The sequence below is a fragment of the Streptomyces sp. NPDC038200 genome (genome assembly GCF_055600785.1).
Map to the genome: position 1 here is coordinate 1 of NZ_JBVJYH010000010.1, position 11,947 is coordinate 11,947.

Consider the following 11,947-nt stretch of genomic DNA (forward strand, 5'->3'; position numbering starts at 1 on the left):
GAGGCGGCCGCCTGGATGCGGCCGAACTTCTTCGCCAACACCCCCGACATCCTGCACGCCTACCTCCAGCACGGCGGACGGCCCGCCTTCGAGGTGCGTGCCGTGCTCGCCGCCACCCTCTCCCCCGCCTGGGGGATCTACAGCGGTTACGAACTGTGTGAGAACACCCCGCTCCGGGAGGGCGGCGAGGAGTACCTGGACTCGGAGAAGTACCAGCTCAAACCCCGCGACTGGGAAGCCGCCGCACGGGAGGGCCGCACCCTCGCGCCCCTCATCACCCGGCTCAACACCATCCGAAGGCGGCACCCGGCGCTGCAGCGCCTGCGCAACCTCCGCTTCCACCGGACCGACAACGATGCCGTGCTCGCCTACAGCAAGAGCACGGGCCCGGACACGGTCGTCGTGGTCGCCAACCTCGACCCCCACCACGCCCAGGAGGCCACGGTCTCGTTGGACATGCGGCAACTCGGCCTGGACCGGGACGCCACCCTGTCGGTGCACGACGAACTGACCGGCGAGACGTATCACTGGGGCAGGACCAACTTCGTGCGTCTCACGCCCGGCCGGACCCCGGCGCACGTGTTCCACGTCGGGCGATCGACGCACCAGATCGGAGGGCCCGCAGCGTCATGACCGTCAACGATCCCGTACCGGACACCTTCGAGGACACTCCCGCCAAGGACCGGGACCCGGAGTGGTTCAAGCGCGCCGTCTTCTACGAGGTGCTGGTCCGCTCCTTCCAGGACAGCAACGGCGACGGCATCGGCGACCTGAAGGGCCTGACCGCCAAACTCGACTATCTCCAGTGGCTCGGCGTCGACTGCCTCTGGCTGCCGCCGTTCTTCGAGTCGCCCCTGCGGGACGGCGGTTACGACGTCTCCGACTACACCGCCGTCCTGCCCGACTTCGGTGACCTCGCCGACTTCGTGGAGTTCGTGGACGCCGCCCACCAGCGCGGCATGCGCGTGATCATCGACTTCGTCATGAACCACACCAGCGACCAGCACCCGTGGTTCCAGGAGTCCCGCAAGAATCCCGACGGACCGTACGGCGACTACTACATGTGGGCCGACGACGACAAGCAGTACCAGGACGCCCGCATCATCTTCGTCGACACCGAGGTCTCCAACTGGACCTTCGACCCGGTACGCGGCCAGTACTACTTCCACCGGTTCTTCTCCCACCAGCCGGACCTCAACTACGAGAACCCGGCCGTCCAGGAGGAGATCCTGGCCGCCCTGCGGTTCTGGCTGGACCTCGGCATCGACGGCTACCGCCTGGACGCGGTGCCCTACCTCTACGCGGAGGAGGGCACCAACTGCGAGAACCTGCCCGCCACGCACGCCTTCCTCAGGCGGGTCCGCCGTGAGATCGACGCGATGTACCCCGACACGGTGCTCCTGGCCGAGGCGAACCAGTGGCCCGAGGACGTCGTCGACTACTTCGGCGACTACTCCACCGGCGGCGACGAGTGCCACATGGCGTTCCACTTCCCGGTGATGCCGCGCATCTTCATGGCCGTGCGCCGCGAGTCGCGCTACCCGGTCTCCGAGATCCTCGCCAAGACGCCCGCCATCCCCTCGCACTGCCAGTGGGGCATCTTCCTGCGCAACCACGACGAGCTGACCCTCGAAATGGTCACCGACGAGGAACGCGACTACATGTGGGCCGAGTACGCCAAGGACCCGCGGATGCGCGCCAACATCGGCATCCGCCGCCGCCTCGCGCCCCTGCTCGACAACGACCGCAACCAGATCGAGCTGTTCACCGCCCTGCTGCTCTCCCTGCCCGGCTCGCCGATCCTCTACTACGGCGACGAGATCGGCATGGGCGACAACATCTGGCTCGGTGACCGCGACGCCGTCCGCACCCCCATGCAGTGGACCCCCGACCGCAACGCCGGCTTCTCGACCTGCGATCCCGGCAGGCTCTACCTGCCCACCATCATGGACCCGGTCCACGGCTACCAGGTCACCAACGTGGAAGCCTCCATGTCCTCCCCGTCCAGTCTGCTGCACTGGACCCGCCGCATGATCGAGATCCGCAAGCAGAACCCCGCGTTCGGGCTCGGCTCCTACACGGAACTCCAGTCGTCCAACCCCGCGGTCCTGGCGTTCCTGCGCGAGTACGGCGACGACCTGGTGCTGTGCGTGAACAACTTCTCCCGCTTCGCCCAGCCCACCGAACTCGACCTGCGGACCTACGACGGACGGCACCCGGTCGAGCTGATCGGCGGGGTGCGCTTCCCCGCCATCGGTGAACTGCCCTACCTGCTCACCCTGCAAGGCCACGGCTTCTACTGGTTCCGGCTCACCCGAGTCGCATCCCGCATCGGCCGCCGCCGCTGACCCGTCCACGACGAGGAAAGGACGCGTCACCATGCCGAAGACCATCACCCCCCGGCCGAGAACCGCGACCGGACTCGACGGGCCCCTGGCCTCGTTGGGCGGGCTGCTGCGCGAGTGGCTGCCGCGGCAGCGCTGGTTCGCGGGCAAGGACCGGCCCGTCACCGATCTGTCGGTGCTGTCCGTGACCGAGCTGTTCCCGGGGTGTCTCCATCTGCTGGTGCACGCCTCGCACGTGCCGGTGCCCACCCCCGGCGGCACTCCCCCGCCCGGCGACTGCTACCAGCTGCTGCTCGGCCTGCGCCCGCACCTCGCCCCGCGGCTGGAGCGGGCCTTCATCGGGCGCGCCGAGGAGGGGCCGCTGGCCGGGCTCGCGGTCTACGACGCGCTGCACGATCCCCGCTCGGCCCATCTGCTGCTGGAGCGGCTGCGGCAGCCCGGGACGGCGGGCCCGCTGCGGTTCGAGGCGGATCCGGCCGCCCGGGTGCCCGGCGGTCTGCCGCCGCGGCTGCTGGACGCCGAGCAGTCCAACTCCTCGATCGTGTACGGCGACGCGTACATCCTGAAGCTCTTCCGGCGGATCCAGCCGGGCGTCAACCCCGACCTGGAGGTGCCGGCGGCGCTGGCCGCGCAGGGCTGCGCCCGGGTGCCCGCGCCGGTGGCCTGGTTCACCACGACCGCCCCCCGCCCGTCCACCCTCGGGGTGCTCCAGCCGTTCCTGCCGGACGCCACCGACGGCTGGTCGCTGGCGCTGCGCGCGCTCGCCGCGGGCGACGACTTCACCACCGAGGCCCGCGCGCTGGGCCGGGCCATGGCCGAGGTGCACCTGGCACTGGCCGAGGCCTTTCCGGCGGCCGGGCCGGGCGAGAACGGCCGTACGGCCGAGGCGATGTGCGCGCGGCTGGACGCCGCCGCCCACGCCGTACCGGGGCTGCTGCCCTTCGTGCCCGGCCTGAAGGCCGCGTTCGGAGCGCTCGCCACGTGCGACACCGGGCCGCCCGCCCAGCGCATCCACGGCGATCTGCACCTCGGGCAGGTGCTGCAGGCCGGCCGTGACTGGTTCGTCATCGACTTCGAGGGCGAACCGTCCCGGCCGCTCACCGAGCGCCGGGCCCCGCAGTCCCCGGTGCGGGACGTCGCGGGGATGCTGCGCTCCTTCGACTACGCGGCCCGGCAGCGCCGCCCCTGGCGACCCGAATGGGCGCGCCGCTGCCGGGAGGCGTTCTGCGCGGGCTACGCGGCTCGCGCGGGCTGGGACCCACGCAAGAAGCACGCGCTGCTGCGCGCGCACGAGACGGACAGGGCGGTCTACGAGGTGCTGTACGAGGCGAGACACCGGCCGGACTGGCTGCCGGTTCCGATGGCGGCGATCAAACGGCTCGCCGTGTGGGGAGGCTGACGCATGGCCCTGCGTGACACCACGCGTCCGGAGACCGCGGGCCCCGTGCCGCCCGCGGCCGTACCGCTGGACCCGGCCGACCGCGGCCGGCTGCTCGCGGGCGCGCACCACGATCCGCACGCCCTGCTGGGCGCCCACCCGGTGCCGGGCGGCACGCTGTTCCGGGCACTGCGCCCCAACGCCCGGTCCGTGAGCGTCGTGATCGACGGGGCGCGCACCGAGATGTGGTCGGAGGGCGACGGCCTCTTCGCCACCGTCCTGCCCTGCCCGGCGATCCCGGCGTACACCCTGCTGGTGACGTACGACGACGCCGAGCTGGAGGTGGACGATCCCTACCGCTTCCTGCCCGCCCTCGGCGAGCTGGACCTGCACCTGATCCGGGAGGGCCGGCACGAGCAGCTGTGGCGGGCGCTCGGGGCCGAGCCGATGGTCCACCAGGGTGTGGCCGGCACCCGCTTCACCGTCTGGGCGCCGAACGCCCGGGGGGTGCGGGTGGCGGGGGACTTCACGTACTGGGACGGCACGCAGTACCCGATGCGGTCGCTCGGCGCGTCCGGCGTGTGGGAACTGTTCCTGCCCGGTATCGGGGAGGGCACCCGGTACAAGTTCGAGATCACCTCCCGGTACGGCCACCGTTTCCTGAAGGCCGACCCGATGGCCCGGGGCACCGAGGTGCCGCCGGACACCGCGTCGGTCGTGACGGCCTCGCACTACGAGTGGGGCGACGCCGAGTGGATGGCGCACCGCGGCGACACGCCCGTGCACCGGGCGCCGTTCTCGGTGTACGAGGTGCACCTGCCGTCCTGGCGGCCCGGACTGACGTACCGGCAGCTCGCGGAGGAACTCCCGTCGTACGTCCGGGGCATGGGCTTCACGCACGTGGAGCTGATGCCCGTGGCCGGGTACCCCTTCAGCGGCTCCTGGGGCTACCAGGTCACCTCCTACTACGCGCCGACACCGCGGCTGGGCACCCCGGACGACTTCCGGTACTTCGTGGACGCCTGTCACCGGGCCGGCCTCGGGGTGATCATGGACTGGGTGCCGGCGCACTTCCCCAAGGACGACTGGGCGCTCGCCCGGTTCGACGGTGATCCACTGTACGAGCCCGGCAACGCGCTGCGGGCCGAGCACCCGGACTGGGGCACGTACGAGTTCGACTACGGCCGTACCGAGGTGCGCAACTTCCTCGTCGCCAACGCGGTCTACTGGTGCGAGGAGTTCCACATCGACGGGCTCCGCGTGGACGCGGTCGCCTCCATGCTCTACCTCGACTACTCGCGGGACTCCGGGCAGTGGGAGCCGAACATGTTCGGCGGCCGGGAGGACCTGGACGCGGTCGCCTTCCTCCAGGAGATGAATGCCACCGTGTACCGGCGCTGCCCCGGTGTGGTGACCATCGCCGAGGAGTCCACCGCGTGGGACGGGGTGACCCGGCCGACGGACAGCGGCGGCCTGGGCTTCGGCCTGAAGTGGAACATGGGCTGGATGCACGACTCGCTGGAGTACATCCAGAAGGAGCCGGTGCACCGCAAGTACCACCACGACGAGATGACCTTCTCGATGGTGTACGCCTACAGCGAGAACTACGTGCTGCCCATCTCCCACGACGAGGTCGTGCACGGCAAGCAGGCGCTGGTGTCGAAGATGCCCGGGGACTGGTGGCAGCGGCGCGCCGACCACCGCGCCTATCTGGGCTTCATGTGGGCCCACCCGGGCAAGCAGCTGTTGTTCATGGGGCAGGAGTTCGCCCAGGGAGCCGAGTGGTCGGAGGCGCACGGCCCGGAGTGGTGGCTGCTCGGCGACGACTACCACTCGGCCGGTGACCATCGCGGCGTCCAGGAGCTGGTCCGGGACCTCAACCGGGTGTACCGGGCGACGCCGGCGCTGTGGCAGCGGGACACCGATCCGGCCGGTTTCCGGTGGGTGCTGTGCGACGCGGCGGACGACAACGTCCTGGCGTTCCTGCGGTTCGCCGACGACGGCGGCCCGTTGCTGGCGGTGTCGAACTTCTCCCCCGTCGTCCGGCACGACTACCGCCTGTGGGTCCCCGACGAGTTCCCCGCCTGGCAGGAGGAGCTGAACACCGACGACGTCCGCTACGGCGGCGGGGGGGTCGGCACCGAAGGGCCCGTCAAGCCCGCGAACGGCTTCCTGACGCTCACGCTGCCGCCCCTCGCCACCGTCTGGCTGGCGCCGGAAGGCTGACACCCGCAGGTGTCGGCGGCCGTCCCAGGGGCAGTCGGGGTCGTACAGACCGCGACTGCCCCTCGTGGCACATTTTCGGAAGGGCGGCACCACGTGCGCACCGTCGGAGTGGAGGAGGAACTCCTCCTGGTCGATCCGGACAGCGGCGAGCCGAAGGCGCTTGCGGCGCCTGTTCTCGCGCATGCCGCGCAGGACGATCCCGGACAGGACGTGTTCGAGAAGGAACTGTTCGGGCAGATGCTGGAGTTCGCCACGCATCCGCAGTCGGACATGGCGGCCCTCGGCGACGAGATCGTCCGCTGCCGCAAGGAGGCGGCCCGGCACGCCGGCGAGATCGGCTGCGCGGTCGTCGCGCTCGCGGCCTCGCCCCTGCCGGTCAGCCCGTCGCTCACCGTGAACGAGCGCTACCGGTGGCTGGCCGAGCGGTACGGGATACCGACCTGGGAGCAGCTGGTGTGCGGCTGCCATGTCCATGTGTCCGTGGAGTCGGACGAGGAGGGCATCGCCGTCCTCGACCGGATCCGGCCGTGGCTGCCGGTGCTGCGCGCGATCAGTGCGAACTCCCCGTTCTGGCAGGGCAAGGACACCGACTACGCCAGCTATCGCAGCCGGGTGTGGAACCGCTGGCCGTCGGCCGGGCCGACCGAGCCGTTCGGGACCGCCGAGCGGTACCACCGGCGGGTGACCGGCATGGTGGCCACGGGGGTCATCCTGGACGAGGCGATGGCGTACTTCGACGCGCGCCTGTCCGCCCGCTACCCGACCGTGGAGATCCGGGTGGCGGACGTGTGCCTGAGCGCGGGCACCGCCGCGCTGATCGCGACGCTCTGCCGTGCCCTCGTGGAGACGGCCGCACGCGAGTGGCGCGCGGACCGGCCCGTCGCCGACCCCGGAGTGAGCCTGCTGAGGCTGGCCGACTGGCAGGCCGCCCGGTTCGGCCTGGAACGGGATCTGCTCGACCCGGTCACCCTGCGGCCCCGGTCCGCCCCCAGCGTGCTGCGCGACCTGCTGGAGTACGTCGGGGACGCGCTCACCGGCAGCGGCGACGCGGCCCGCGCCGAGCGGGCCGTCGAGGAGCTGCTGCGCACGGGCAACGGGGCGCGCGAGCAGCGCGCGCTGCTGCAACGCACCGGCAGTCTGCGGGACGTCGTCACCGAGTGCGTGCACCGCACCCAGAGCTGAGCGTCCCGCCCGGCGGGCTCATCGCGGGCTCTTCGGCGGGCTCACAGGATCATGATCAGGGCGTACACCAGGAAGAACGCCGCGACCAGGACGACGAGGACCAGGATCAGCGTCAGCGGCGCCTTGGCCCAGCCCTTCGGTGGATTGTGCGTCTCCCGGGGCCCGGCCGCGGGCAGGCTGCTCTCGGCAGGAGGGGTCTCGCCTGGCGGGACCCCGCCACCGGGCTCCAGCCCCGTGGTGCGTTCGGGCTCCGGATCGGGGTTCACATGACTCATGTCTCCCGAGTCCCCAGGACACGCCCACATCATCAGCCGATCACGACTTCCTCGTTCCTCGCACCGAACGCGCTTACCTGGGCTACATTCGAGCACCGCCGACACCGAGCCGATCGGCGGAGTGACCCTCCGTACACCAGGAGCAGCGCATGCGGAACGTCGCCCTCGCTCCAGCCGTGGCCCCGCCGCTCACCGGCGGCCTCGCCGACAGTGTCTTCACGACGGCGGACCGGGATCCGACGCTGCCGGTGCTCGCGCGCCGCGCGGGCCCGGAGGCGACCCGCTGGGAGGAAGTGACGGCGGTCGAACTGCGGGACGAGGTGGTCGATCTGGCCAAGGGCCTGATCGCCGCGGGGATCTCGCCCGGCCACCGGGTGGCCCTGATGGCCCGGACCCGTTACGAGTGGACGGTGCTCGCCCACGCGCTGTGGGCCGTGGGCGCCGAGGTCGTGCCGATCCATCCGGCCTCCTCGCGCGACCAGGTCGAGTGGATCCTGCGGGACGCGGGCTGTGTGGCCGTGGTCGTGGAGGACGAGCAGGGCATCATGACCGTCGGGACCGTCTGCACCCGGCTGCCGCGGCTGCGGCACGTCTGGCAGTTGGACGCGGGCGCCCTGCCCGGCCTCGTCGAACGCGGCGCGACGGTCCCGTACACGACCGTGGAGTCGCTGCGCCGCATCGTGCTGCCGGACTCCACGGCGGCCATCGTCTACACCTCCGGCACCTCGGGGCGTCCGCTGGGCTGCGCGCTCAGCCACCGCGGCCTGGCCTACCCGTGCGACACCCTGCTGGCCGGCTGGGCGCACACCGCGGCACCCCCGGGCGAGCAGCCGTCCGTGCTGGCGTTCCTCCCGTTCTCGCACGTCTACGGCATGATGATCATGCTGATGTGTGTGCGCGGCGGGGTCCTGCTGGGGCACCAGCCGGAGCTGACCGAGGTGGCGCTGGCGTCGGCCCTGAGCACGTTCCGGCCGACGTACCTCTACGGCGTGCCGTCGGTGTTCGAGAAGCTCTACAAGACGTTTCTGCGCACGGCCCAGCAGGCGGGCCGGGGCGCCCTGTTCGAGCGGGCCGCGCAGACCGCGCGGGACTTCGCCGCGGCCGAGGAACGCCGTCGGCTGGGCACCGGACCGGGCCCCGGCCTCGAACTGAAGCTGCAACACGCCCTGTACGAGCGGACGGTGTACCGCAGACTGCGGGCCGCGCTCGGCGGCCGGGTGGTGCGCGGCACCTCCGGCGGTTCCGCGCTGGACCGCGAACTGTGCCTGTTCTTCGACGGCATCGGCGTGTTCCTCCACGACGGCTACGGGCTCACCGAGGCCTCCGGCGGGATCACCATGCAGCCGCTCGGCCGGGAGAAGTCCGGGACCGTGGGGCTGCCGCTGCCGGGCACCGAGGTCCACGTCGCCGAGGACGGGGAGATCCTGGTCCGCGGGCCCTCGGTGTTCCAGGGCTACATCAGCGACGAGCCGGCCACCCGGGCCGCGCTGCGCGGCGGCTGGCTGGCCACCGGGGACATCGGGCGGCTGGACTCCGAGGGCTATCTGGCGATCACCGGCCGCAAGAAGGACATCATCGTCACCAGCGGCGGCAAGAGCGTGGCGCCGGCCCTGCTGGAGCAGCGGCTGCGGATGCATCCGCTCATCCACCAGGCGGTGGTGATCGGCGACGACCGGCCCTGTGTCGGCGCGCTGATCACCCTGGACCCGGACTTCCTCGCGCACTGGCGGGGCGCGCTGGCCCTGCAAGGGGACTCCCCGGGCCGGGAGACCCGGGAGGAGAACGCGCTGCGGGAGGAGATCGCGCGGGCCGTCGCCACCGCCAACAGTGCGGTGTCCCGCGCGGAGTCCATCAGGGTCTACCGTGTCCTCCAGGAAGCGTTCGCACCGGACAACGGACTGCTCACGCCGTCCATGAAGCTGCGCCGGGCCGCCGTCGTGCGGCACTACGCGGCCGAGATCGAGGCGATGTACCAGGCGCGTTCCCGGTCGCGGCCGGGCCCGCAGGAGCCGGCCGAATGGGACGAGCCGGACGACGTCTTCCGCTGAGCGGGAGCGCACGGCGGGGGTGCCGGCCCGAGGAGGACGGATAGCCTGCGTGGCGGTGGGAACCCGCAGCACAGACAGATCAGCAACGACGACCGTCCTGGTCGCAGGGCCGTACCCCGGCCCTGTCCGCCGGGACCGGGGAATGCGAGATGGTGACCGAGCCGCGCTGGGACGACCCACCCCCCTCGGAGGAGAGGTACGAGCGTACGTTCTCCTTCCCAGGTGAGCTGCGCAACGTCACGGGAGCCCGGCTCGCGGCCGAGGAGTTCCTGTGTACGCTCACCCGTGCCTCGCCGCCGGGCGCGCACGAGTACTGGGACGACATCCTGCTCGTCGTGACCGAGCTGGCCGCGAACGCGATCCAGTACGCGCCGGGCCCGTTCGACCTGCGGATGCGCCGCACCTTCGACGGGGTGCACGTGACGATGCGGGACACGAGCCGGACCAGGCCCGAGCCACGGCCCTTCCATCCGCGCACCGGTGGCGGCGGCATCGGCTGGCATCTGGTGCACACGCTGTGCACCCAGGTCAGTGTCGTGGTGCACGACACCGGCAAGGACATCCACGTCTTCCTGCCCTGGTGACGGGTGTTCGACGTGTAAGTGCGCGCCGACCGGTTACTCCATCCGTCACCGGGGGCATGCTCGCCCCCACGCGTTCGTCTGCCTGCCGCACCCAGCTGGCGGAACGGCTGGAGGCACGGTGGGATCGGAGTCGGTGCGCAGCGATCCAGGGCATACGAGCGGCGTCGAGTCGGACCGCCTGGAGCCGCAGAAAGGGATGAACACCGTGACACGACCCAGGATCCTGGTGGTTGGCGCAGGCTTCGCCGGAGTCGAGTGCGTCCGCCGCCTGGAGCGGAAGCTCGCCCCCGACGAAGCCGACGTCACGCTGGTGACGCCGTTCGCGTACCAGCTCTATCTGCCACTGCTCCCCCAGGTCGCCTCCGGCGTGCTCACGCCGCAGTCGATCGCCGTCAGTCTGCGCCGGAGCAAGAAGTACCGCACCCGGATCCTTCCGGGAGGGGCCATCGGTGTGGATCTGAAGTCCAAGGTGTGCGTCGTCCGCACCATCACCGACAAGATCGTCAACGAGCCCTACGACTACCTCGTGCTGGCCCCGGGCAGCGTGACCCGCACCTTCGACATCCCCGGCCTGACCGAGCACGCGTTCGGGATGAAGACGCTCGCCGAGGCCGCCTACGTCCGCGACCACGTCATCTCCCAGCTGGATCTGGCGGACGCCAGCGACGACCCGGCCGAACGGGCCGCGCGGCTGCAGTTCGTGGTGGTCGGCGGCGGTTACGCGGGCACCGAGACCGCGGCCTGTCTGCAACGGCTGACGCACGCCGCCGTGCAGCGCTATCCGCGGCTGGACCCGGGCCTGATCCGGTGGCATCTGATCGACATTGCGCCCAAGCTCATGCCGGAGCTGGGCGACAAGCTCGGCCGCAGCGCCCAGGAGATCCTCAAGCGCCGCGGCGTCGAGGTCTCGCTGGGTGTCTCGATCGACAAGGCCGGCCCGGAGGAGGTCACCTTCACCGACGGCCGGGTGGTGCCGACCCACACCCTGATCTGGACGGCCGGTGTGGTCGCCAGCCCGCTGATCGCCACGCTCGGCGCGGAGACGGTCCGCGGCCGGCTCGCGGTCACCGCCGAGATGAGCCTGCCGGGCCACGACGGGGTGTTCGCGCTCGGCGACTCGGCCGCCGTGCCGGACCTGGCCAAGGGCCAGGAGGGCGCGGTCTGCCCGCCCACCGCGCAGCACGCCATGCGGCAGGGCAAGAAGGTCGCCGACAACGTCATCGCGGCGCTGCGGGGCCTGCCGCTGCTCCCGTACGAGCACAGGGACCTGGGGCTCGTCGTCGACCTCGGCGGCAAGGACGCGGTGTCCAAGCCGCTGGGTGTCGAGCTGCGCGGGGTGGCCGCGCAGGCCGTGGCCCGCGGCTACCACTGGTCGGCGCTGCGCACCAATGTCGCCAAGACCCGGGTGATGACCAACTGGCTGCTGAACGCGGTCGCGGGCGACGATTTCGTCCGCACCGGCTTCCAGGCCCGCAAGCCCGCCCGGCTGAAGGACTTCGAGTTCACCGACTCGTATCTGACGCCGGAGCAGGTACGGACCCGGGTGGGGGACGTCCAGCCCTGATGTGACCGGGATCACCAAGGACCGCCGATCATTCCGTACCGGATCGGCGGTCTTCCCTGGTGATCAGGAAACGACACACGGACAGGACACCTCGCCATGACCGAGAAGACCGTGAAGGGCCCGGCGAGCTACTTCCCCTCGATCGAGAAGAAGTACGGCCGCCCGGTCGGCGAGTGGCAGGAGCTGATCCGCTCCTCGCCGCTGGAGAAGCACATGGAGCTGGTCGGCTGGCTGAAGTCCGAGCACGGGCTCGGGCACGGACACGCCAACGCCCTGGTGGCCGCCACCCTGGCCGAGGGCAGGTAGCCCGGGTCCGCGTGCGATGCTGGGTCGGAGATCGATTTC

10 protein-coding genes are annotated in these 11,947 nt (G+C 71.3%); 9 read left to right on the forward strand and 1 reads right to left on the reverse strand.

What is annotated here, in order from left to right; genetic code table 11:
• From ACZ7KF_RS21345 to ACZ7KF_RS21365, 5 genes are all read left to right on the forward strand, one after another.
• Positions 1-633 (forward strand): alpha-glucosidase C-terminal domain-containing protein (locus tag ACZ7KF_RS21345; protein ID WP_471077110.1); only part of this gene is annotated, 633 nt, incomplete at its 5' end.
• Positions 630-2,348 carry a maltose alpha-D-glucosyltransferase gene (gene treS / locus ACZ7KF_RS21350; RefSeq protein WP_471077112.1) on the forward strand — a complete coding sequence of 573 codons (1,719 nt, stop codon included), beginning with the start codon at positions 630-632 and terminating at the stop codon, positions 2,346-2,348. The genes ACZ7KF_RS21345 and treS, both read left to right, overlap by 4 nt.
• 31 nt (positions 2,349-2,379) lie before the next feature.
• The gene (locus tag ACZ7KF_RS21355) at positions 2,380-3,744 is read left to right on the forward strand and encodes a maltokinase N-terminal cap-like domain-containing protein (RefSeq protein WP_471077113.1); all 1,365 of its coding nucleotides are present in this window, start codon (positions 2,380-2,382) and stop codon (positions 3,742-3,744) included.
• A 3-nt stretch (positions 3,745-3,747) separates the two neighbouring features.
• A complete protein-coding gene (gene glgB, locus ACZ7KF_RS21360) occupies positions 3,748-5,949 on the forward strand; it encodes a 1,4-alpha-glucan branching enzyme (RefSeq protein ID WP_471077115.1) in 2,202 nt (733 codons plus the stop codon).
• A 93-nt stretch (positions 5,950-6,042) separates the two neighbouring features.
• Complete coding sequence (locus ACZ7KF_RS21365; RefSeq protein ID WP_471077117.1) at positions 6,043-7,131, forward strand: glutamate--cysteine ligase 2; 1,089 nt, start codon at positions 6,043-6,045, stop codon at positions 7,129-7,131.
• A 41-nt stretch (positions 7,132-7,172) separates the two neighbouring features.
• On the opposite strand, the gene ACZ7KF_RS21370 is transcribed toward ACZ7KF_RS21365, so the two are convergent.
• Positions 7,173-7,406, reverse strand: a complete 234-nt coding sequence (locus tag ACZ7KF_RS21370) for a DUF6480 family protein (RefSeq protein ID WP_471077119.1) — start codon at positions 7,404-7,406, stop codon at positions 7,173-7,175.
• Positions 7,407-7,555: 149 nt separating this feature from the next.
• Here ACZ7KF_RS21370 and ACZ7KF_RS21375 point away from each other — a divergent pair, with 149 nt between their 5' ends.
• The 4 genes from ACZ7KF_RS21375 (at position 7,556) to ACZ7KF_RS21390 (ending at position 11,908) form a co-directional block, all read left to right on the forward strand.
• Positions 7,556-9,454 (forward strand): AMP-dependent synthetase/ligase, encoded by a 1,899-nt coding sequence (locus tag ACZ7KF_RS21375; RefSeq protein ID WP_471077122.1) that lies wholly within the window; start codon positions 7,556-7,558, stop codon positions 9,452-9,454.
• Between the two features lie 149 nt (positions 9,455-9,603).
• A complete protein-coding gene (locus ACZ7KF_RS21380) occupies positions 9,604-10,038 on the forward strand; it encodes an ATP-binding protein (RefSeq protein WP_471077124.1) in 435 nt (144 codons plus the stop codon).
• Positions 10,039-10,234: 196 nt separating this feature from the next.
• Positions 10,235-11,602 (forward strand): NAD(P)/FAD-dependent oxidoreductase, encoded by a 1,368-nt coding sequence (locus tag ACZ7KF_RS21385; RefSeq protein ID WP_471077127.1) that lies wholly within the window; start codon positions 10,235-10,237, stop codon positions 11,600-11,602.
• 96 nt (positions 11,603-11,698) lie between these two features.
• A complete protein-coding gene (locus ACZ7KF_RS21390) occupies positions 11,699-11,908 on the forward strand; it encodes a DUF4287 domain-containing protein (protein WP_471077130.1) in 210 nt (69 codons plus the stop codon).
• The last annotated feature ends 39 nt before the right edge of the window (positions 11,909-11,947 follow it).

Coding starts and splice junctions, on each gene's coding strand:
- ACZ7KF_RS21355 (WP_471077113.1), top strand. CDS start 2,380: ATGCCGAAGACCATCACCCCCCGGCCGAGAACCGCGACCGGACTCGAC.
- ACZ7KF_RS21370 (WP_471077119.1), bottom strand. CDS start 7,406: ATGAGTCATGTGAACCCCGATCCGGAGCCCGAACGCACCACGGGGCTG.
- ACZ7KF_RS21385 (WP_471077127.1), top strand. CDS start 10,235: ATGAACACCGTGACACGACCCAGGATCCTGGTGGTTGGCGCAGGCTTC.
- glgB (WP_471077115.1), top strand. CDS start 3,748: ATGGCCCTGCGTGACACCACGCGTCCGGAGACCGCGGGCCCCGTGCCG.
- ACZ7KF_RS21390 (WP_471077130.1), top strand. CDS start 11,699: ATGACCGAGAAGACCGTGAAGGGCCCGGCGAGCTACTTCCCCTCGATC.
- ACZ7KF_RS21375 (WP_471077122.1), top strand. CDS start 7,556: ATGCGGAACGTCGCCCTCGCTCCAGCCGTGGCCCCGCCGCTCACCGGC.
- ACZ7KF_RS21380 (WP_471077124.1), top strand. CDS start 9,604: ATGGTGACCGAGCCGCGCTGGGACGACCCACCCCCCTCGGAGGAGAGG.
- treS (WP_471077112.1), top strand. CDS start 630: ATGACCGTCAACGATCCCGTACCGGACACCTTCGAGGACACTCCCGCC.